16 protein-coding genes and 1 pseudogene are annotated in these 22,907 nt (G+C 51.3%); 12 read left to right on the top strand and 5 right to left on the bottom strand.

Annotated elements, in window-relative coordinates; translation table 11 throughout:
- Positions 1-130: 130 nt before the first annotated feature.
- The 7 genes from EKM97_RS04275 (at position 131) to EKM97_RS04305 (ending at position 7,103) form a co-directional block, all read left to right on the top strand.
- Positions 131-1,306: a hypothetical protein gene (locus tag EKM97_RS04275; RefSeq protein ID WP_125571046.1), complete on the top strand. Its 1,176-nt coding sequence runs from the start codon at positions 131-133 to the stop codon at positions 1,304-1,306.
- Between the two features lie 12 nt (positions 1,307-1,318).
- Positions 1,319-2,470 carry a hypothetical protein gene (locus EKM97_RS04280; protein WP_125571047.1) on the top strand — a complete coding sequence of 384 codons (1,152 nt, stop codon included), beginning with the start codon at positions 1,319-1,321 and terminating at the stop codon, positions 2,468-2,470.
- Between the two features lie 33 nt (positions 2,471-2,503).
- The gene (locus tag EKM97_RS04285) at positions 2,504-2,818 is read left to right on the top strand and encodes a hypothetical protein (protein ID WP_125571048.1); all 315 of its coding nucleotides are present in this window, start codon (positions 2,504-2,506) and stop codon (positions 2,816-2,818) included.
- Between the two features lie 17 nt (positions 2,819-2,835).
- A complete protein-coding gene (locus EKM97_RS04290) occupies positions 2,836-3,399 on the top strand; it encodes a hypothetical protein (RefSeq protein WP_125571049.1) in 564 nt (187 codons plus the stop codon).
- A 31-nt stretch (positions 3,400-3,430) separates the two neighbouring features.
- Positions 3,431-4,729 carry a hypothetical protein gene (locus EKM97_RS04295; protein WP_125571050.1) on the top strand — a complete coding sequence of 433 codons (1,299 nt, stop codon included), beginning with the start codon at positions 3,431-3,433 and terminating at the stop codon, positions 4,727-4,729.
- Positions 4,730-4,744: 15 nt separating this feature from the next.
- Positions 4,745-5,686 carry a hypothetical protein gene (locus tag EKM97_RS04300; RefSeq protein ID WP_125571051.1) on the top strand — a complete coding sequence of 314 codons (942 nt, stop codon included), beginning with the start codon at positions 4,745-4,747 and terminating at the stop codon, positions 5,684-5,686.
- A 106-nt stretch (positions 5,687-5,792) separates the two neighbouring features.
- A complete protein-coding gene (locus EKM97_RS04305; RefSeq protein ID WP_125571052.1) occupies positions 5,793-7,103 on the top strand; it encodes a hypothetical protein in 1,311 nt (436 codons plus the stop codon).
- 126 nt (positions 7,104-7,229) lie between these two features.
- Here the strand turns inward: EKM97_RS04305 and nrdE are convergent, their stop codons facing one another.
- Both nrdE and nrdH read right to left on the bottom strand, forming a co-directional pair.
- Positions 7,230-9,401, bottom strand: coding sequence for a class 1b ribonucleoside-diphosphate reductase subunit alpha (nrdE, locus tag EKM97_RS04310; protein ID WP_125571053.1), 2,172 nt, complete (start codon positions 9,399-9,401; stop codon positions 7,230-7,232).
- A gap of 96 nt (positions 9,402-9,497) precedes the next feature.
- Positions 9,498-9,725 carry a glutaredoxin-like protein NrdH gene (nrdH, locus tag EKM97_RS04315; protein ID WP_125571054.1) on the bottom strand — a complete coding sequence of 76 codons (228 nt, stop codon included), beginning with the start codon at positions 9,723-9,725 and terminating at the stop codon, positions 9,498-9,500.
- A gap of 289 nt (positions 9,726-10,014) precedes the next feature.
- On the opposite strand from nrdH, the gene nrdF reads away from it, so the two are divergent.
- Positions 10,015-11,022 (top strand): class 1b ribonucleoside-diphosphate reductase subunit beta, encoded by a 1,008-nt coding sequence (gene nrdF / locus EKM97_RS04320; RefSeq protein ID WP_125571055.1) that lies wholly within the window; start codon positions 10,015-10,017, stop codon positions 11,020-11,022.
- Positions 11,022-11,516 carry a class Ib ribonucleoside-diphosphate reductase assembly flavoprotein NrdI gene (locus tag EKM97_RS04325; RefSeq protein WP_125571056.1) on the top strand — a complete coding sequence of 165 codons (495 nt, stop codon included), beginning with the start codon at positions 11,022-11,024 and terminating at the stop codon, positions 11,514-11,516. The genes nrdF and EKM97_RS04325 overlap by 1 nt, the downstream gene beginning before the upstream one ends.
- Before the next feature lie 642 nt (positions 11,517-12,158).
- Here the strand turns inward: EKM97_RS04325 and carB are convergent.
- The 3 genes from carB to argF form a co-directional block, all read right to left on the bottom strand.
- Positions 12,159-15,299 carry a carbamoyl-phosphate synthase large subunit gene (carB, locus tag EKM97_RS04330; RefSeq protein ID WP_125571057.1) on the bottom strand — a complete coding sequence of 1,047 codons (3,141 nt, stop codon included), beginning with the start codon at positions 15,297-15,299 and terminating at the stop codon, positions 12,159-12,161.
- The gene (locus EKM97_RS04335; RefSeq protein WP_125571058.1) at positions 15,292-16,374 is read right to left on the bottom strand and encodes a carbamoyl phosphate synthase small subunit; all 1,083 of its coding nucleotides are present in this window, start codon (positions 16,372-16,374) and stop codon (positions 15,292-15,294) included. The genes carB and EKM97_RS04335 overlap by 8 nt, the downstream gene beginning before the upstream one ends.
- Before the next feature lie 675 nt (positions 16,375-17,049).
- Entirely contained in the window at positions 17,050-18,075 is a 1,026-nt protein-coding gene (gene argF, locus EKM97_RS04340) for an ornithine carbamoyltransferase (protein WP_125571059.1), read from the bottom strand.
- Positions 18,076-18,318: 243 nt separating this feature from the next.
- Between argF and EKM97_RS04345 the strand changes: the two genes are divergently transcribed.
- From EKM97_RS04345 to EKM97_RS04355, 3 genes and pseudogenes are all read left to right on the top strand, one after another.
- Complete coding sequence (locus EKM97_RS04345; protein ID WP_125571060.1) at positions 18,319-19,539, top strand: argininosuccinate synthase; 1,221 nt, start codon at positions 18,319-18,321, stop codon at positions 19,537-19,539.
- 328 nt (positions 19,540-19,867) lie between these two features.
- Positions 19,868-21,240 (top strand): annotated as a pseudogene (gene argH, locus EKM97_RS04350) (argininosuccinate lyase).
- 2 nt (positions 21,241-21,242) lie between these two features.
- Positions 21,243-22,706 carry an ABC transporter substrate-binding protein/permease gene (locus EKM97_RS04355; RefSeq protein ID WP_318530769.1) on the top strand — a complete coding sequence of 488 codons (1,464 nt, stop codon included), beginning with the start codon at positions 21,243-21,245 and terminating at the stop codon, positions 22,704-22,706.
- Positions 22,707-22,907: the final 201 nt, after the last annotated feature.

Below are 22,907 nucleotides of genomic sequence, written 5' to 3' on the forward strand. Positions count from 1 at the left end.
TTTTTATGGATTTTTGGAAATGTTGAAGTACTTGTGTTATTGGCGTTTATGGATGAAGTGGGCGCATAAGCAGTTGTGTTGCCAGTTATCACTTGATGATATGCGCGGATTGTTTTGAGGAGGAATCAAGATGACCCCAAACGAGGAATGGGTTAAACATTTTGTTGAGCAGAATGGACGAATGCCAGAAAAAGCGGAGTATGCAGCAGCTAAAAAATCTGGTTTTAGGACTAGTGGCATTTCTGCTTCACTGGATGAAGATACTGATGGTGACCAGGATAAACTGGCAACAAGTCGAAAGACAAAACGACATTTAAGTCGAAAACGTGTGCTGTTAATCAGTGTAGCAATCGTGTCACTGATTACTGTGATTGGAATTGCCATTGTTATAACCAGAGGGCAGACAGATCATAATTCGACAAATGATATAAGTAGTTTACAGGTAAAATCTCACGCTAAGTCAAAGAAGTCTGCACGCAATTTGTTGACAGTAAGTGATTTGTCGCAAGAACAAAAATTGGCTCTGGTTCTACTTGCGGATGGTATGGACGATTACATGGTTACAGGGAATGAGATTCTTGATGGTGGCTATGATGAATCGTCGGGTGAATATGTTGAAATTAAAGATCCAGAGGTGGCCACGGATAATCCACAATTAGTGAGTGACCATCCAGATGGTATGAAAGTATATAGTTTGTCACTAACACATATTGACCAGGGACCAATTGTGGCAATTAAGGGTGCAACTGCATGGGTTGTGAGCGCACAGCAAGCAATTACAATGGATTATTTTGCTAGCAATGGTAAAAAACTTGATCTGACCAAGTTATTAAAGAAGTTTGCCAAGAGCAGCAAATTCAAGGAAGTCACAGCAAAAATCACCGTAGAGAAGGCAGACGATGCCAATAGCAATTCTGAGAGTAGCTCTGTGAGTGAAGAGTCTGAATCATCAGAATCTGCAGACAATGCAAGCCCGAAATTAGATATTAGCGGTTTGAGCGGCGAATATTTGGAAGATGCTTCAACGGCTAACTCCTCAGGAAAAATGACAAGCGAGTTTCGAATGGATGGGGACGACTTGCGTTGGATTTCTAACAAAGCTGACGGAGAAACTGCATACTCTGCCATTGTCGATAGTGTGACAGATGATGGAAAAGCTGATGATGGAGAAGCATACACACTTGAATGTACGCTTGATGATGATACCGAATTCCAAATGCAATTATTTAAGCATAGTTTGGATTATTACGTCATCAGAATTCAAAGTGATGGCATTAATTATTACGGTAGATTCAATCAAGAGTAAGGAGATAGAAGAATGGCTGAAGATGATAATAAGAAATTTTCCGACGATGAGATTATTAGGCAGGCGCAGCAATTGGATAATCAATTGGGTGATGATGACCTCCAGACAGACTCAAATGATTTGAATTCAGCTAGCACAGAGCAAGGTAAATCATTACATGAACAGGGTAGTGCGGCGAATGATGAGGCACTCAAGGAGGAAATTAAAAAGCTGAAAGAACAATTGGCAGCACAAGGTGCAGCAACATCGGTGGCCAGCGCTCTGCGCCCGACGCAGAAAAATTGGGTGATGGTGTTGCGCTTTTTCCAGGCCAATCCATTAATGCTGTTTGCTGTAGCATGGCTAGCGGTGATTCTTCCGGGATGGTGGGCATTTTGGTTAATGGTTGTTTACATGTTGCTCTGCTATGTTTATCCGCTGACAACACACAAGACACGGTTTGCGTGGGATGAACGCTTGGAAAGATTTCTCGCAGATCCAGAAGTGCGGCGGCAACAAAAGGATAAGCAAATGGCACGAATTAGCAATGCCACGAATAGTGTAGCCAATGAAGCAAGTGGTGTGATGAATTCATTGCATCAGAAACGAGTGGAGAAAGCCGCACAGCAGGTGCCACAACAACCGAATCCAGCCCCTACAGATCAGACAGCGGGAGTTGTTAAACCAGTTCGGCGCCCTCTTTTTACCAACAATATGGAACTTTGGCTAGGACTGGTCGTTGGAGTGGTCTCGTTCATCGTGTCTCAACAATATGGTGATGGGATTAGTGATCCTGTCGAGCAATTGAAATCAATCATTTCGAGTGGAACGCTAAGTCAGGACGGTTATTTTTATATTTGGAGTTTCCTAGGTGTTCGGATTGGCATTATGGCAGTAGTTGGTGGCCTCGTGAAGGCATTAATGCATAAGGCGAATACTGGTGCAGTTCTCAAGGCTTTAGCGGTCCTCGCGGGAGTTGCCCTTGCCGGTATTGCAAGTTATGTATATGCGCATCCCGTCGCGAGTGCATACAATGCAGCACGGACAGCATACGATAGCGGAATGAGTCTTGATGATTTGTCTACCATGACAACTTTGATGCAGTACTTGCCGTTCGCAATCATGGGAATTTACGCAGTTGGGATTATTGTGAACTTGGTTGGTCGTAATCATGAGTCTGTTTAGCGGTGAATCAGGATTGGAAAGGGTGGAGTTCATATGAAATTACGAAAATGGATAGTGGGGTTGGCTTTATTTCTAACATTGGGGTTAACAGCTTGCGGTAAACCAAGTGCTGATAAAGGTAACGGTGTGATGTATAGGGCGAGTGCCAACGTGAAAGCAAAAAAAGGACAAAAGGCGCATGAAGACTTGGTTCTGGTCCTAAAAAAAGATGGAAAGGCGCAGCTTGGAGAAAAAGTAGAAACCTCAGTTAAAATCAAAGGCAAAAAGTACGCACTTAAGAATGAAACCTTATCTTCTGGGACATATGTAAAAAAAATGACACTATTTCGTATAAATCAAACTGGCTAGCTGATCATATCTACACGATGCGTAACGGAAAGATTGTTCCTAAATATGCAGACTTTGGCGGCCCGTCTAAGACGAAATTTACTGCAAAATTTAAACTCGACCAGGACAAATTGGTTCAGGTGTCTAGCAATAATGGAAAATTTGCCGTAAGCAAAGCCGACTCGGTTCAGAATAACAGCAGTGTTGATGTTAAACAGTACTACAGACAAAAGTTGATTGAGCATTTAAATGGGTGGCAATTTAAAGATATAGAGATTTCTGACAGCCCAGGCAAGCTATATCTGAAGAATGGAAAATTTGTTTGTGCTGGCGGGGAACATGGAAAATGGGTTGTGGTTGGTCGCGGTAATTATCAAATTAATTTTTCAAATGGCACGATTAAATTAGTTTTTACAGAGCAAAGTCCAGGAACTGTTAATAGTGATTCCGATATATCCTTTCCTCGCTCACGAGTGTTGAAAGTTAACAATGTTTTGTGGGATGAAAAACACAATAATGTCCAATTTGTACGAGAAAAGAAGTTCCAGTCCAACGTTAATAGTTTATACGCTAAGTACAAAGCACAAATAGAACAGCAATAAAAATCAGTAATGACTTTGGAGAGAAAATCATATGAAGTGGAAAATGAGACGTGGCCTCATTCTAGTGGGTGCCATTGTCACCCTTGTTTTAGCAGGTTGTAGCGCTAAAAGTGTATTGACGCGACCCGGGTCGTTTGAAGGGGTTGATCATGGAACCAGATATGCGTTTAGTTTTCGAAACGACGGCACCTATACCGGAAAGATAACTTCCGATTCCAACATCACAATGGTTGAAGGCAAATTTGAGTCACAATCAGACAATGACTCCATTTTAATGCATCAGAAAAAAGAAGTGTCTGCGGAATTTAACAGCAAACTTGAGGTAAGCAAGGATGTTCCATCGGGAATATCGAAATCGGATAAGTTAAAGGATAATGGTGGTTTATTACGTGTTAAAGGGCGAAATGTTCAATATTACGGCGTAAAACTGCATCCAGCACATGAACAGATCCACGATTTGACGACATTTTATAAGAAGGAGAGTGTCGCTTTTTCAAAGGTATATCAGAAACTGGCGAGTGCGCCCTTCGTTGCTGACAAGGAAGATTACCAGGAAACTTTGATTGTGTTTAGTGGTCGCAAATTTTCGCTCGAGTACACCAATCAATTGGACGGTGGTTCAATTGCTTATGCGGATGGAATGACTAGTTTTAATCCTGATACCGGAAAATTGAAATTAAAGTTTGGTACTAAGACACCAACCTATCACGGGGCAATTGATCGAACCGAGCAGAATGAGGTTGATTACATTAGTAAGTCCGCGTTTCCGATTGCTAAGGACTCTATAGAGTTGAATTTTAATGGGGATGGGAATTACACACTGAAGAATTCATCATTGAAAATGGGAACATTCAAAGCGTCTCCGTCCAGTAGCATGACGCGTAAACAGTTACTTGCGTTGCATCCAGATGCAATTGCTATGTGGGCAACCAAGCGAACCGATCCGGAGAATGATAACAATCCCGATTCACCAGCGGTAAAGGAAGAAAACCACGATTTCAGCGACCTTAGTGATGATGAAAAAATCAATAAATTTCGAGACCTTGCATTTGATGATTACCAGGATCGTATGTCGAAGAAAAACGAAATCGTGTTTGGTGATTTTGAATTCCGATATATGTTTACTTCTGATAATGGCCGAGTTGTGTACAAATTGTATTTAAAGAACGAGGACTATAACTCTGACGATGTCGGTGTCGATTACGGTTATGATCCCGACAACGGTGATATTTATTTGTTTACCTTGGATAAGGAAAACAGCGATTCAGACAATCAGCATTGGCAGACTAAAAAAGTAGATAGTATGAACTGTCAGATGCCTGAAAAATAAGTATGGGGTGTAAGAATGCATTTGAAAAAATATGTAATGGTTCTTGGGTTGCTCTTAGTGTTTGAATTAACGGCTTGCGGTAAGTTTACCAAAACACTGGTTTCTAAAGTACAAGATAACGGGGTTATGTACGATATATCCATCAATAGTGAGAATGCTAAGATTTCGATGCGAGTAGCTTTTAAAAAGAACCATCAAGCAGAAGTTAAAATGATTACTAGTGGACAGGACAATGCAAACAATGGTGAATCCAATGAGGCATTGATTTCAGGGCGTTATGTTCGAAAGAACAACGTTGTAACGCTTAAGCCAAATTGGGCAGCTGAAAAGGACAATTCCAATCAGAATGCGGTGGCGGGTTACACAAATTTTGAAAACGTGAGTGATCGTGCATCAGAATTGAAGTTCAAAATTAAGAATGGACGAATGATTCCAGTGGGGTTAGAAAAGGGAGAGCACGCGCATAGCACAAAGCAAAAGCAGAATACGTTGGAGAGTGTTCAACAGGATTATAAGCATCAGGTGGAGCGGTCTTTAAACTCCTACGATTTTCAAGGAAATACCGAGACGAACGATGACAAGGTTTCAAATACCGATTTGTATTTGAAGAATGGTCGTTTTGTATTCGCAAATGAAGTACAACAATTGTCTGACGAAAGCACCATACACAATTTGGCACTTGCACGTGGAACATACGAAGTGAATGCCAAAACACAAACTGTTAAGTTGATCTTTACTACTCGAGGGCAAATGTATCATGATATTCAATCAAAGGCAGATATGACAGAATCTCAGACCCCATTTCCAAAAAAGATGACACTTCACGTAGGGAATTATCTGTCTGGACCGAGAATATTTTTGGAGAAGTATGGGGAAGCTTTGCAGTATACTCCTTCAAAATCATTTAGCTCTGACTTAAGCAGTATTTACCGGAAGTATCACAATAAAATGAACTAGACACACAAACTGATGATGTGTTTGTGGTAGTTGTCAGTATGACGATAGAAAAATGCGGCTACTTGTGTATATATTACTAACTTAACTAATACGAATGGAGAAAATCATGAAGAAAAAAAGTGTGCTTGGCCTAGTCCTGACTGTCTCTTCGGTTGTGCTTTTGGCAGCTTGCGGAGCTAACAGAAAAACTAGTAGTTCAAACGGGGCTTCTCAGACCAGTAAAACAGCCTTAACAATCCAGAACAAAACCTACGTAGGAAAGCAGAAAGGGAATGCTTATGAAGTATCTTTGGCTTCAGATGGAACCTTCACAGCTAAAATAAGCGACTATGTTCAAAAAAATATTCAGTTACGTACCGGCACTTACAAGCTGAACAAGCAAAAGAACAAGGCAAGTTTTTCGGTTGAAAAAGTTGCAACAGCAACGTTCCCAAATGAAAGTGAAACCAATAACGATAAAGCCCCGCTAACCGTCAGCAAGCAGGAAGATAAAACGAAGCTGACAGGTTCGCAAGCAAAAATGGCGCAATTAATGGTTAGCGGCTCTCAGCTAAAACTTGAATCTACGACCATGAAAGTACGCAAGCGTAATGTTCAAAGTTATGCTGATTTCTACCAGACTGAACAAAATAATTACAATGATTCATATGGCCTCTTGGGTACTTCGTATTTTAACGCCATGAACACAGAGACTGACGCGAAACCATATTTAGCAGTGCTTAATTTTAACGGTAATCATTTCTCGTGGATGGGTGAACCCGTTGCGAAAAAGACGGGAACAATTGATGTTGAATATGCAGAAGGGACGTTTGTTTTCAATACTGAGAAGCAACAGTTGGAATTGAAAACAACTGCAAAAACTCCGCTGTACATTGACGCCACTGGAACTGATCATCCTGAACGCAATAAGACCTACTCGTCAACTGGTAGTAATACCTTTGGCAATAGTGTCGTGGTGTCAGTTGAACACGTGGGTAATGATGTGAAACTCAGTTGTGATAATCCGGATTTTGGCACTTATAAAATAGACAAGACTGAAAGTAAATCAGACAATCAGCAGAGCGTAGCGACGATTCAGTCTAAATACAGTAAAAAGAAGACCGTGACGGACATCTTTCCCAATGCAGATTCGTTTATGAGGTTTGTAGAACAGGAACAAGCCAAAGGTGAATCCAAGGATGATGTGAGTGCCTATTCTGTTGAAACCAATCAGCCACTGGGAAACCTTGATGGGTCCGATGTTAATATGCTATATCTCGTAACTTTCAGTTATGCCCCAGGTGGTGACCCTGCAAATGGCGCACACGCTGAAACAATTGGAATTACAAGTGATGGAACTGTTTACGATGGAACATTGGCGATGACGAGTGGTGTTAATCAGGAAATGACTAATGATGTTCAACAAATGTTGAACTGATATGCAACCCTAGATGTGGACAGAGATAGTTAACAGCTCATAATTTTTACCAAAGCTAGAATAAATTTGCTTAACTATTACTTCTGTATATAAAAAAGCCTCCTTTTCGGAGGCTTTTTTACTGTCCTAAATCGAGCAACTCTCGCAAGCATTTGCCCCAATTTCATCCGCATCATCCGTAAACGTTCGGATGTAGTAGATGGACTTGATGCCCTTAGCGTGTGCGTAGTTGCGCAGGATGTTGAGATCGCGGGTGGTCATCTTGTTTGTTCGCCCAGCTTTCCACGGGTAGATACCTTCTGGAATCGTGCTGCGCATGAAGAAGGTCATGGACATACCCTGATCGACGTGCTGCTGGGCGGCGGCGTAAACGTCGACGACTTTACGCATGTCGGTGTCGTAGGCACTCTTGTAGTATGGCAGGGTATCGTTAGCCAGACCACTAGCTGGGTAGTAAATCGTCCCGATGGTCTTCTCCTGGCGGTCCTCGATGCGGTTCACGATTGGGTGCAGGGAAGAGCTGGTGTCGTTGATGTAACTGATGGAGCCGTTTGGAGCGACGGCCATGCGGTTCTGGTGGTAGAGACCGTACTTCACCACGTCATCGCGCAGGGCAACCCAGTCTTCTGTGGTGGGGATGTGGATGCCAGCGAACTGCTGCGCTACTTCTGGGTACTTTGGCTGCCAGTCCTTTTCAATGTAACGGTCGAAGTAGCTGCCGTCCGCGTACTTGCTCTTGGCGAAATTGTGGAAGACCTGGCCGCGTTCACGCGCGATGGCGTTGGAGGCCTTGAGCGTGTAGAAGTTCAGCAGCAGGAAGTAGATGTTGGTGAAGTCCAGGGATTCAGGACTACCGTATTCCATGTGGTGCTTAGCAAAGTAAGTGTGCAGACCCATGGCCCCGAGGCCGATGGAATGCGCGAGGTCGTTGCCGTGCTGGACGGATGGAACCACGTCAATTTTGCTATTGTCGGTCACGTAGGTCAGGGCGCGGACCATGGCGTCGACACTCTTCTCGAAGTTCGGCGACTTCATCAAGTTGGGGATGTTGGTGGAGCCGAGGTTACAAGAAACGTCGGTGCCGAGCACGTCGTATTCCTGACGGTTGTTAATCTGGGAAGGGGTCTGCACCTGCATGATTTCCGAGCAGAGGTTACTCATGATAATTTTGCCGTCAATCGGGCTAGCGTTGTTGGCCGTGTCGACGTTCATGATGTAAGGGTAGCCGGATTCTTGCTGGAGCTTGCTGATCTCGGTTTCCAGGTCGCGGGCGCGAATCTTGGTCTTGCGGATGTTCGGGTTGGCAACCAGCTTGTCGTATTCCTTGGTGATGTCAATGTAGGAGAATGGCTTGCCGTATTCACGTTCAACGCTGTACGGGGAGAAGAGGTACATGTCGGCGTCTTCGCGGACGAGTTCGTAGTACTTGTCGGGGACGATGACACCAAGGCTGAGCGTCTTCAGGCGGTATTTTTCATCCGCGTTTTCCTTCTTGGCACCCAGGAAAGCGATGATGTCGGGATGGAAGACGTTCAGGTAAACGACACCGGCACCCTGACGCTGGCCAAGTTGGTTGGAGTAGGAGAAGGAGTCTTCCAGCAGCTTCATGACTGGGAGCACGCCGCTAGCGGCGCCTTCGATACCCTTGATGGGGGCGCCACCTTCACGCAGGTTAGACAGCGTGATACCGACCCCACCACCGATACGGGAGAGTTCGAGCGCGGAGTTAATCGCGCGGCCGATGCTGTTCATGTCGTCGCCGACCTGGAGCAGGAAACAGGACACGAGCTCACCACGGCGGGCGCGACCAGCGTTCAGGAAACTAGGTGTTGCCGGCTGGTAGCGCTGGTGGATCATTTCGTCCGCGAGCGTGCGGGCCAGGTCTTCACTGCCATCAGCGAAGAAGAGGGCGTTGGCGAAGACGCGTTCTGGGAAGCCTTCAAGGTAGGATTCGCCGTCGTTGGTCTTGAGCGCGTACTGGGCGTAGAACTTGTAGGCGGCCATGAAGCTCTGGAACTGGAAGCCTTGCGCAGCCAGGTAGTCGCTCAATTCCTGCTTGAAGGCGTCACTGTATTTGCTCAGGAACTCGGCTTCGTAGTAGTCGTTGGCGACCAGGTAGTCGAGCCGTTCCTTTAATGAGGCAAAACGCATCGTGTTGGGCTCAACGTTTTCCTTAAAGAAGGCGGCGAGGGCCTCCTTGTCCTTTTCCAGCGGAATCTGGCCGTTAACGGGGATGTTGATTTCGTTGTTCAGCTTGAAGTATGTGACTTGACCCGGATCGATTTCCTTGATGCCCATTGCGTTTCCCACTTTCTATTAGTTAGTATCTTGAAGCGAAAACGAAGGAGCCGCGACAGTGTCGCAGCTCCTTCGTGCGCTGCTTTTTAGAAGTTATTAGTTGAGTTTAGCGAGTGCGTCCGGACGGAAGCCGGAGAACGGTGTCATGCCGTCAGCCTCGACGACAGGGACGGCCTTGAAGCCCTGCGCCTTGAGGTAGTCAATGGCTTCTGGCTCGTTATTAATATTGCGCTCGGTGAACGGGATGTTGTGGGTGCTCAGGTAGTTGCGGGTCATCCGGCACTGGGGGCAGCCGTTCTTCGTAAACAGGGTAATGTTCTTCATAATGTTCAACCTTCTTTGCTTTCGTTCTGATGTCATTATCATACTTTATCTAGTGTTACGGGTCAATCTTTTGACTATATATTGCGTTTGTGCAGATGAATATTTCAAAGCGCACCCCCGCGCGGTTTATGCACGACGATGCGCTATCATACAGTGAAAATGCGGTGATTAGCGGTAAAAATTCATGTTACAAATTTGTCGCAAGCACTATATCTTGTGTCTGGATACGGTATAATTAGCGGCATCGAGAATGTAATTGTTATTTTGCAAAAAGAGGGGAACGCCTATCATGACAGACAAATTGAGCGAAATTGGTAACTATAAGGCCATCAACTGGGACCGTGTGAGTGATGACATCGACAAGGCCACTTGGGAAAAGCTGACCGAACAGTTCTGGTTGGACACCCGCATTCCGGTTTCCAACGACATGGACGACTGGCGCGAGCTGGACAGCGACCACCAGTGGGTTGTTGGCCACGTCTTCGGCGGTCTCACCTTGCTGGACACCGTGCAGAGCCAGGACGGCATGCGCGCGCTGACCACCGGCGCCATTACGCCGCACGAAAAGGCCGTGCTGAACAACATTCAGTTCATGGAATCCGTGCATGCCAAGTCCTACTCCACGATTTTCTCCACCTTGAACACGCAGAGTGAAATCGACGAGATTTTCCAGTGGTCCGATTCTGAAGACTTCCTGCAGAACAAGGCGCAGTGGATTGTCGACATCTACCGCAACGATCCAGACCCACTGCACAAGAAGGTTGCCAACGTCTTCCTGGAAACCTGCCTGTTCTACTCTGGTTTCTACACGCCGCTGTACTACCTGGGCAACAACAAGCTCAACAACGTCGCCGAAATCATCAAGTTGATTCTGCGTGACGAATCCGTGCACGGCACCTACATTGGCTACAAGTACCAGGTTGCCTACAACCAGCTGACTGACGCCGAGAAGCAGGCACAAGACGATTGGGCCTACGACTTGCTCTACAAGCTCTACGCCAACGAAGAAAAGTACGCGGGTCTGTGCTACGATCAGGTCGGCTGGACGAACGAAGTCATGACTTTTGTCCAGTACAACGCCAACAAGGCGCTGATGAACTTGGGTAAGGAAGGCCTCTTCCCAACGACCGCCAGCGACGTGAACCCAATCATCATGAACGGGATCAACACGACAACCTCCAACCACGACTTCTTCTCCCAGGTCGGGAACGGTTACTTGCTTGGTCAGGTTGAAGCCATGAATGACGACGACTACAACATCGGGATTGCCGATGACCCTGAAGAAGGTGACAAGTAATGACGGCTGCAATTAACCTCTTTTACGTGTCCATCTCTGGTAACACGCGTTCATTCGTTGGCAAGCTCGAAGCCGAAGCCAAGAAGCAAAATGCTTTGGACGCCGTTGCACCATTGCTGCACGCGGTGGAATACGACGAGCAGTGCGACGTTTCCATCATGGACCAGCCGTATTTTGTCATGGTGCCAACTTACCTGGATGGCGGCGACGGCATCAACAACGGCTACAAGGAAGTTCTGACCCTCGACTTCCGCGACGAGCTGGACGACGGCAATCACGACAACCTGTTGGGCGTCATCGGCAGCGGCAACCGCAACTTCAACGCGCAGTTTGGCCTCACCGCCAAGCACTACGCGCGCCGCTTCAACTCTCCGCTGATTGGGCTGTACGAATTGCGCGGCAACGCGGAGGAAGCAGCCAAAATTTACAGCACGATGCGTAAGTACGCAGCCGACTTTGCCAAGCGCGGCGTTAAGCGTGCACTGGTGCACTAGTTTTTTGAGAGCTCTCGCAAGGGGGCTCTTTTTTGTCGCCGCCGTTAGGCGGTGGGAGTCGGCAACTCCGGCGTGAGTGCGCTTGGGCTGCGCTCCGGTGAACTACGTCGGGCGGGACCGCTCCAGGCGGCCTTGCCGTCTTCCGCTGGCAAATTTGCCGCAAACCCGGCGTCAAATTTGCGCTCCTGAGATAATCTGCAGTGTACACCCGGCAAGACCCACGCCGGGCATACACTGCAGATTATCTTGTCGCCCGACTCCGTTCCCTCCGCTCCGCCCAAGCACACTCACGCCTCCGTGGCCAACACGTTACTAAGCAGTAAATACCGCACTAACCGCTCGGCTACACATCGATCGTGACTAGGAGATGACTGTCTCGTGTACATAGAGAGGCTGCGGCAACAGTATTCACGATGTTTGAGAAGACAGATGAACTCTTCACTCTGTAACTTTTTCAGATTACATGTCCATTCTCGCCAGCGTAGCCTGAAACTTTCACCACTATTATCATCCTTGCGGATGAATTGATTGAAAGTTTCAACGCTTACACGGACAGCAACAACAGAAATCCCCCGCACGCGAACGAAGGGGTGGTCGCGTGCGGGGGATTCGGTTAATGGCCAATGTGCTGAAAAGGCACAGCTACTTGGCAATCATTTCGGGGTGTTCTGCTACCGCCTTCAGAATCGCGTAGACAGTATCGAGGCAGGTGAACAGCGGAATTTTGTCCGCAATCGCCGCCTGGCGGAGTTCTGTCGCGCCGGCTTCCTCAACCGGTAGTGTGCTGATGACCAGTGCGGCCGTTGGTACAGCCGTGAGCATGGCCGCAGCACTGATGCCGAGCTCGGGCCTGCCAATCGCAGTTGCCTGCGCGGCTGGCAAGGCCACGCTGTAGCCGGCGGTGGTGAGCTGCGTCAGCAAGTCATCTGCATCCTGCAGATCCGAGTCAGCGAGGGTGCAGAGCACTTGGCCGCTGGTTGGGATGTGCATTTTGGCACCGGCGAAGGCGCGGGCGAGGGCATCGCCGAAGGTCTTGCCGCTACCCATGACTTCACCGGTCGACTTCATCTCCGGCGACAGCAGCGGGTCTACGCCCGGCAGCTTGGTGAAGGAGAAGACCGGCGCCTTGACGTGCACCATGTTCTTAGCGGCGACGAGGCCGGTCTTGTACCCAAGGTCGGCGAGCTTCGTGCCGAGCATTACGCTGGTTGCCAGCTGGGTCATCGGGATTCCGGTCACCTTGCTGATGAACGGCACCGTCCGCGAGGCCCGTGGGTTCACTTCAATCACGTAGGCGGTGTCGTTATGGATGACGAACTGCACGTTCATGATGCCAATGGTGTGCAGTGCGCCGGCCAGCGCCGTCGCGGCGTGCGCCATCTCGGCTTGCACCTTGGAGCTGAGCGTTTGCGGCGGGTAGACCGCCATCGAGTCACCGGAGTGCACCCCGTCGCGCTCGATGTGTTGCATAATGCCCGGGATGACGGCGGTTGTGCCGTCCGCGATGACGTCCACTTCGGCTTCCTGCCCAGTGAGGTAGGAGTCGATGAGAACGGGGTGCTCATTACTAATGGACACCGCGCGGTCGATGTAATCGCGCAGTTCAGCTTCGTCGCGCACGATTTCCATCGCCCGGCCGCCGAGAACGTAGGATGGGCGGATGAGGACGGGGTAGCCAATCTCATTGGCTGCCGCGATGGCTTCTGGCGTGGTCATCGCCGTTTTGCCGACGGGTTGCGGCAGGCCGAGTTGCTGCATGACGGCGTTGAAGCCTTCCCGGTCCTCGGCCCGGTCAATGTCTTCAAGTTTCGTGCCCAGAATTTTGACACCCGCCGCTGCCAGTGGGGCTGCCAGGTTGATGGCGGTTTGGCCGCCAAACTGAACGACCACGCCGACCGGCTGTTCGAGTTCAATGACGTTCATGACGTCTTCAAAAGTCAGCGGCTCGAAGTACAACTTGTCGGACACCGAGAAGTCGGTGGAAACCGTCTCCGGGTTGGAGTTGATGATAATGGCCGCGTAACCGGCCTTGCGGATGCTCTCGGCGGCGTGCACGGTGGCGTAGTCGAATTCGACACCCTGACCGATGCGAATCGGTCCGCTACCCAGCACCAGTACAGACGGCTTAGTCAGCTTCGTGCTCTCGGTGACCTGCTCGTAAGTGGAGTAGAAGTAGGGCGTCTTGCTGGCGAACTCACCGGCGACGGTGTCGACCATTTTGTAGACCGGCGCGATGCCGGCCGCCTGGCGCTGCTTACGAATCGTCAGCTCGCTGTTGCCGCTGAGCTGGGCAATCGTCAGGTCGCCGAGCCCGTACTTCTTGGCAGCTTGCAAAATGGCAGTCGGCACTGGGCCGATTTTGAGCTGGGCTTCCAGCTCGGTGATGTGCAGCAGCTTGTCCAAGAAGAACGCGTCGATGCCGGTTACCGTGTTCAGGGCCTCAATGCTGATGCCGCGCCGCAGCAGTTCCGTCACCTGGAAGAGACGCTCGTCGGTGGCCACGCCGGGCTTGATGGCGCTCATCAGGGCGCCAGAACTGATGGTGCCGTAACGCTTGCTGGCTAGCCCTGGGGTACCAATTTCGAGTGAACGAACCGCCTTGTTCATGGCCTCTTCAAAGGTGCGGCCAATCGCCATGACTTCCCCGGTCGCTTTCATCTGCGTGCCCAGCGTCCGGTCGGCGCTAGCGAACTTATCAAAGGGCCAGCGCGGAATTTTGACGACCACATAGTCCAGCGCCGGTTCGAACTCGGCGAGGGTCGTCCCGGTGACGGGATTGGTGATTTCGTCGAGGTTTAGGCCCACCGCGATTTTGGCGGCCATCTTGGCAATTGGGTAACCGGTGGCCTTGCTGGCGAGGGCGGAGGAGCGGGACACCCGCGGGTTCACTTCAATGATGTAGTACTTGAAGCTCTGCGGATCCAGTGCCATCTGGATGTTGCAGCCGCCCTCAATCTTGAGCGCGCGGATAATCTTCAGCGCCGCGTCCCGCAGCATCTGGTACTCCTTGTCGGCCAGCGTCTGCACGGGCGCGACGACAATTGAGTCGCCGGTGTGCACGCCAACGGGGTCAAAATTCTCCATTGAGGCCACGATGAGCGCATCGTCGTGGGCGTCGCGCATCACTTCGAACTCGATTTCCTTGAAGCCGGCGATGGAGCGCTCGATGAGTACCTGGGTCACGGGCGACAGTTCCAGCCCGCCCGCGGCAATGGTGCGTAGCTCCTGCTCGTTGTTGGCAAAACCGCCCCCGGTGCCGCCCATGGTGTAGGCGGGCCGGACGATGACGGGGTAGCCAATTTGCGTAGCGAAGTCGACAGTTTCCTGCACGGTGGTGGCGATGGTGGATTCAGGCACGGGTTCGCCGAGCTGCTCCATCAGTTCTTTGAACTGTTCGCGATCCTCGGCTTGGTCGATGGCCGCCATTTTGGTGCCCAGCAGTTCGATGTTCAGTTCGTCCAGAATGCCAGATTCACTGAGCTCACGCGCCATGTTCAGCCCAGTCTGGCCGCCCAGAGTTGGCAAAATGGCGTCGGGCCGTTCCTTTTGCAGAATCGGTTTGAGCGCAGGCAGGGTGAGCGGCTCAATGTAGACTTTGTCCGCCATTTCGGCGTCGGTCATGATGGTGGCCGGGTTGGAGTTGACCAGGACAACCTGGTAGCCTTCTTCGCGCAGGGAGATGGCCGCCTGGGAGCCGGAGTAGTCGAACTCCGCGGCTTGGCCGATGATGATGGGGCCGGAGCCAATAATGAGAATTTTGTGAATATCCGTGCGTTTAGGCATGGGCAGGGGCCTCCTTTGCGGCGAGAATGTTGCGTTTGAACTGGTCGAACAGGCCGGCGTAATCGTGCGGACCAGGCGCGGCGTCCGGGTGGAACTGCACTGAAAAGGCGTTGTGGCCGACTAGCTTGAGCCCTTCAACCGTGCCGTCGTTGATTTCTTCGTGGGTGACGGTCAGCCCGGTACCAGCCAGGGAATCCTTGGCGACTGCGAAGCCGTGGTTCTGACTGGTGAAACCAATGCTGCCATCAGCCAGGCTACGCACCGCGTGGTTAAACCCGCGGTGGCCAAACTTTAGCTTGTAGGTCTGCGCACCGTTGGCCAGCGCGAACAGCTGGTGTCCCAGGCAGATGGCCATCAGTGGCAATTGCGCCTGCAGTTCCCGAATCACGGGCAATACGTCCGCGAGTTCTTCAGGGTTGCCGGGACCGTTACTGAGCATCATTCCGTCCAGACCCGCGTCCAGAATGGTCTGGGCGTCAGTGGTGGCAGGGAACAGTACCGTCTGCATGCCCCGTGCATGTAGCTCCCGCAAAATGGAGTCCTTGTAGCCAAAGTCGAGCACCCCGACGCGCAGTTCGGCGGCGGCAGAGGCCGCTGGTGCCTGACTGGTGACGGCGGCAACTTGCTGCTGGCCATACTGGGCACTGGCAACTTGCGCGATGATTGCTGGCGTTACCTCGTCAACGAGCGCGGCTTGCATGACCCCGGCGTCACGAATTTCCTTAGTCAGGGCGCGGGTGTCCACGCCGCTAATCCCGGGTAATTCGCACATGGCGGCCCAATCACCCAGACTCATGCTTTCGCGCCAGTTACTGGGACGGCGGGCAAGCTCGTGCACGACAATGGCGGCGGGTTGGGGATGACCAGACTCGTAGTCGTCTGGGTTCACGCCGTAGTTACCGATGAGTGGGTAAGTGAAGGTGAGGATTTGGTCATGGTATGAGGCGTCAGTGATGGCTTCCTGGTAGCCAGTCATTCCGGTTGTGAAGACGAGCTCGCCGGCGGCCGCTTTCTGTGATCCGAACGCGGTCCCAGCGTAGACGGAGCCATTCGCCAATACAAGGTAACGTTGCATAAAATCTACTTCCGTTTCTTAATGTGAATTTTGGTTTTAGTTTGAGGTCGGCCGGAGCGAGCGGCAAATGGTTACGCGTTCGGCAGAGATGCTGGCGGGGACCGTTCAAGCGCTTTGGGCTTTCACTGGCGATTTTGCCGCAAACCCAGCGTCAAAATCCCACTCCCGAGAAAATGAGTAGTGCACACCCGGCAAAACCCGCCAGCCATGCATAACTCATTTTCTTTTCGCCAGCATCTCCGCCGCCCGCTTCACCATTTGCCACTCGCTCCTTTGCGTACTCACGCTGTCAAGAGGAACAAGTAGCTCGCAGTAATACTGGTGGGTATTGTTTTCTCGTGCAAGCCGAAATATGAACAAAGTATTGACTATCTGCAAATTTATAATGGGAGTTTGTTCATGTTGTCTTTCTGCTCAATCATGTGAGTGCTCTAAGGTAACGGGGCGGTTTGGTGTAGCGATGTGGCCCACCTTGCCGAAAAGAAAAATGTTGTGGTATGCGGCGGGTTTTGCCGTGTACCACGGCATTTTTATCGGGAGCGCAGATTTGACGTGGGTTTCGGCAAATCTGCCAGCGGAAGACCAAAGGTCTGAAGCGGTCCCCGGCAAGTCACCACCCCGCGCGGAACTAAACCACCCCGTTACCGGACTTTCGTCCGGAATTTTTTAACCGAATTATTCTGGATCAACCAAAGCTGGAATGAACAAATTGCCGAGGGAGGCGGCGAGGATGGCTTTGATGCTGTGCATCCGGTTTTCGCCTTCTTGGAACTGCTTGGCGAACGGTGCGTTGAAGACTTCCTCAGTAATCTCCATCTCACTTAGCCCGAACTTAGCATGGATGTTCTGTGCCAACTTGGTGTTGAGGTCGTGGTAGGCCGGCAAGTCGTGCATCACGATGGTGTTCGGGTTGCCGGTCGCCTTCACGGCTGCCATGTTGAGCTGGTAAGGCTGCAGCAACTTGATACGTTCAGCCCACTTATCTTCTTCACCCATGGATGCCCAGATGTCGGTGTAAAGGACGTCGCTACCCTGAACGCCAGCCTTGAGGTCGTCAGTGATCAGTAGCTTGGCGCCGGATTCTTTGGCGTAGCCGGCGGCGATGTCCTGGACCTTTTGCGTTGGCTGGAGACTCTTGGGACCCACCAGGTGGACGTTCACACCGAGCATGGCGCCGGTCACCAGCAGGGAGTTGGCGACGTTGTTACGCGCGTCCCCTAAATAGGTAAGCGTGATGTCCTTAATGTGACCGAAGACTTCATCAATTGTCATGAAGTCTGCCAGCATCTGGGTTGGGTGCCAGTCATCGGTCAGACCGTTCCAGACGGGAACGCCAGAGTACTTGGCCAGGCCGTCCACGATGTCCTGATCGAAACCGCGATACTCGATGCCATCATACATAGAACCCAGAATTTTGGCGGTGTCCGCGAGCGATTCCTTCTTGCCAAACTGGATGTCGCTGGCGCCGAGGAATTCGGGGTGGGCCCCCAGGTCGGTGGCCGCAACCGTGAAGGCGGAACGCGTCCGGGTTGAAGTTTTTGCAAAGAGCAGCGCGATGTTTTTGCCCTGCAAGTAATGGTGCTCGATGTTGTGCTTCTTTAGATACTTGAGATGCTCAGCCAGTTTAATGAGCGTGTAGAGCTCGCTAGGGGTGTAGTCGATTTCTTTTAATAGGGATTTGCCCTGGAAGTGTGTGTTCATAGAAGGAACCTCCGTTTCGGTTGTTAATTCATTTTTATTCAATACATGCAGTATACGCCATCTGCAACTATATGCAAATAAAATACGTTAAATGCAGAAATTTGCACTTTTTCACGAAAAAAATGAATTTAGGTGTTTATTTTTCCGAAAACAGATGCTAGTATACAGACACCAGCTTTTTCAAAAGCGAATATGAATGCATAAACAAACTGAATTAATTCAATTACTCGGAGGTAATGACTTATGACGAAGAAAATTGTATTGGCTTACTCAGGCGGCTTGGACACATCCGTTGCGATTCCGTGGCTCATCGATAAGGGCTACGAAGTGATCGCCGTGACACTCAACGTTGGTGAAGTCGACAAGGACATCGACTTTATTAAGGAAAAGGCACTCACCGTTGGCGCCATCGAAAGCTACGCCATTGACGGCATGGAAGAGTTCGCTGCTGACTATGTGGCACCCGTCATCAAAGGGAACCTTCTATATGAAGGAGAGTACCCATTGGTCTCCGCGCTGTCCCGCCCGCTGATCATCAAGAAGCTCGTCGACATTGCCCATGAGAACGGCGCGGTTGCCATTGCGCACGGCTCAACCGGGAAGGGGAATGACCAGGTTCGTTTTGAAGCCGCCATTCATGCTCTGGATCCCGACATGGCGATTGAAGCGCCAATCCGTGACTTCCACTGGTCCCGTGAAGAAGAAATCGAATACGCCAAGGAGCACAACGTGCCCGTGCCAATCGGCCTGAAGTCCCCATACTCCATTGACCAGAACCTTTGGGGTCGTGCCAACGAAGCCGGGATTCTTGAAAATCCTTGGAACCAGGCACCCGCCGATGCATACGAATTGACCGTGGCACCGGAAGACGCACCTGATGAAGCCGAATTCGTCGACCTGACTTTTGTTAAGGGGCTGCCCGTTGCTATTAACGGCGAGGAATTGCCACTGTACAAGTTGATCCTGAAGCTCAACGACATGGCCGGGAAGCACGGCATTGGCCGGATTGACCACATCGAAAACCGTTTGGTCGGCATCAAGAGCCGGGAAATCTACGAGGCACCAGGTGCCGCAGTCATCATGACCGCCCACAAGGACCTCGAGGACCTGACTTTTGAACGTGACCTCGCGCACTTCAAGCCAATTGTCGAACAGCAACTGACCAACATGATCTACAACGGCCTCTGGTTCTCCCCACTGTGCGACGCGCTGAACGCCTTCATTGACGAATCCCAGCAGGTTGTCAACGGGATTGTGAAAATCAAGATGTTCAAGGGTAGCGCCGTCGCTGTGGCGCGGCAGAGTGCTAATTCTCTCTACGACGAGAAGCTAGCGACCTACACCGCCGCCGACTCCTTTGACCAGGAAGCCGCAGCTGGTTTCATCAAGCTGTGGAGCCTGCCAACCACCGTTTACTCCCAGGTGAACGGTAAGACCGCTAAGAAACCCGCTACTAATAAGTAGAAACCCGCAACCACGCACCGCTTAAAGACTGGACAGGCAGCTGCGCAGTCGCGCGAAAGTAGGCAGACTCCTGATACGTAAGGCAATCCCGACAAAAATCCTTAAAGCGGGATTTTAGCCGGTATTCCCTTACGTAGCGGAGTCTAACCGCCCACTTTCGCAGCCTATCCAGTCGCGCGAAAAAGAGCAGGGCCTCAACATATAAGGCACTGCAACTAAAAATCCTAAGTGCGGGATTTTCAGTTGCAGCACCTTATATGACCGGTCCTAACCGCTCTTTTTCGCAGCCTACATACAAGAAAGGAGGCCACACCATGGCCGTTAAAAAATGTGGGGAGGCCGCTTCACCGCGGTGAGCCCGGAGTTTGCACAGGAGTTTGGCGCCTCCATTGATTTTGACCAGGCAATGGCCGCCGAGGATATTGAAGGTTCCATCGCGCACGTCACCATGCTGGGCAGCACCGGCATTTTGCCGCAGGGGGATGTGAATCAGATTAAGGCTGGCCTCCAGGAAATCGCGCAAGAATTGCAGGACGGAACCCTGGATGAGTTCACCATCGCTAACGAAGATATTCACATGAACATCGAGGCCATCCTGACGGCCAAAATTGGCCCGGTCGCCGGCAAGTTGCACACGGCCCGTTCCCGAAATGACCAGGTGGCAACTGACTTTCACCTGTGGGTGACGCACCGTTTGCCTGAGGTGATCACCGCCATCGATAAGCTGCAGGGCGTCCTGATTCAGTTAGCCGAGGCGCATACCGATACTATTTTGCCGGGTACCACGCACCTCCAGCACGCCCAGCCAATTTCACTGGGGCACTACTTCATGGCTTACTTCAACATGTTGCAGCGTGACAAGGAGCGCTTCGAATTCAACATTAAGCACGCCAGCGTGTCGCCGCTCGGTGCCGCGGCGTTAGCCGGGACGACTTTTCCGATTGACCGTCAGCAGACGGCCGACTTGCTCGGGTTCCAGGCCGTGTACAGCAACTCACTGGACGCCGTGTCCGATCGTGATTTTGCTATTGAATACCTGACCAACAGCAGCATGCTGATGATGCACCTGTCCCGTTTGTCCGAGGAACTCATCATCTGGGCGTCCTACGAGTACCAGTACGTGGAACTGGACGATGCATACTCGACGGGCTCGTCCATCATGCCGCAGAAGAAGAACGCGGATTACGCGGAGCTGATTCGCGGGAAGGTCGGCCGAGTATACGGCGACCTGATGAGCCTGCTCACGGTGATGAAGGGTCTGCCACTGGCCTACAACAAGGACATGCAGGAAGACAAGGAAGGCGTGTTTGACGCCACGACCACCATCATGGGCAGCCTGCACGTGATGACGGGGATGCTGCAAACACTCCACGTGAAGGACGACCACATGGCGGCCGCCGTACAAAATGACTTCAGTAACGCCACCGAACTGGCCGATTACCTCGCCAGCAAGGGGCTACCGTTCCGGCAAGCGCACTCGGTGGTCGGCCAGCTGGTGCTCAAGGGTATCCAGGAGCACACGGCGCTGCAAGACATGCCGCTCAGTGAACTGCAGGCGGCCAGTGATCTGATTGAAGAAGACGTCTACCACGACCTCGATCCGCGCGTTGCGGTTGAACGCCGCACGAGTTTCGGGGGACTGCCTTCTCCCAGGTCAAGGCGCAGATTGCTCAGGGAAAGAAACTGCTGAATGAGGATTAAGTATGAAACTAATGACGAAGATTGTCCTGGGGCTGGCGCTTTGCGCCGGCCTTAGTATTAGCGGGAACACGCAGCAGACGCACGCGGCGGCTAAGACCGACCCGGCGCTGACCAAAATTCAAAAGTCCGGCGTCCTCCGTCTGGGACTGTCGCCAGACTACGCACCATACGAATTCCACAGCACGGTGGGCGGCAAGGACATTATCACCGGTTTTGACGTGACGATGGACAAGCTGATCGCCAAGCGCTTGGGCGTCAAACTCAAGTTGGTGGAAATGAGCAATGATGCATTGCTGGCCGCATTGGAGTCCGGCAAGGTCGACATGGTTGTCTCCGGGATTACGCCAACACCGGAACGGGCCAAGCGGGTCGACTTTTCCACCCCATACTTCAACGACCCGAACGTCGTGCTGGTCAAGAAGGCCGACAAGAATAAGTTTAAGACGCTGAATGATTTCAAGGGCGCGAAGATTGGTGCCCAAATCACAACCATTCAAGAAGACCAGGCCAAGAAGTACCTGCACGGCGCGACGGTGACCTCACTTAAGAAGGTCACAGATGAAGCCGCGCAACTCAGTCAGGGCAAGCTGGATGGGATTGTGGTACCAACGACCACTGCGAAGTCCTACATCATGCAGGACAGTGCCTTCGCCATTGCCCCAGCCAAAATTCCGGGTGGCGGCGGCGAATCTGCCGTCGTGATGCCGAAGAACTCGCCGGTACTGAAGGCCAAAATTAACCACATTCTGAAGACAGAAGTCATTGGTGCCCCAATCACCAAGTGGCGTAATGCCGCCATCAAACAGATGACGGTCAAAAAGAGCTTCTTCCAGGAGTACGCACCGTACTTCGTAAAGGGGACGGAATACACTCTCGGCCTGGCGGTCATCGGGGTGGCGCTGGGTTTTGTGCTCGGGACAATCCTGGCCCTCATGAAGCGGTCGCGCGTGTGGATTCTTAAGGCGATTGCCAACGTCTACATTGAATTCGTCCGCGGCACGCCACTGCTGATTCAAGTGTTCATCGTGTTCTTCGGCACGCAGATCATCGGTCTGACCGTTTCTGGTTTCGTTTCCGGGGCGATTGCGATGTTCCTGAATTCCGGTGCGTACGTTGCCGAAATCATTCGGTCCGGCCTCAACGCGGTGCCAAAAGGCCAGAGCGAAGCCGCACGCTCGCTAGGCTTATCGCAGCGGCAGACGATGCAGATGGTGGTGTTGCCGCAAGCCATCCGCACGATTTTGCCGGCACTGGGTAATGAATTCGTCTCCGTTATTAAGGAAGGTTCCGTCATCTCGGTGATTGGGGTGGGCGAACTGACCTTCCAAACCTCAGTGGTGCAGGGCGCGTCGTTCCGCGCCTTCCTGCCGCTGATCATCACCGCCTGCATTTACTTTGTCCTCACCTTCGGGCTCACGCGCATCCTGCACGGACTCGAGAAGGGCTTCAGCAAGGCTAACGCTTAAAACGTGTTGCCCCGCAACTTTGGTTGCGGGGCTTTTGCTGTCCGTCAGCGTGAGTCATGAAACTTTCATCCGCAAGGATGCAGAAATTGAAAATAATGCTCCGACCGACGGTCGGGACTGGGGTGGCTTGGTTACGTAACCGCAGGTAGGTGGCGCGGGGTCGCTCTCGCCTGGTAAACCAGGCTACCGCTAAACTTTTTG

It is taken from the genome of Lacticaseibacillus songhuajiangensis (assembly GCF_003946025.1).
GTDB classification, from domain to species: domain Bacteria; phylum Bacillota; class Bacilli; order Lactobacillales; family Lactobacillaceae; genus Lacticaseibacillus; species Lacticaseibacillus songhuajiangensis.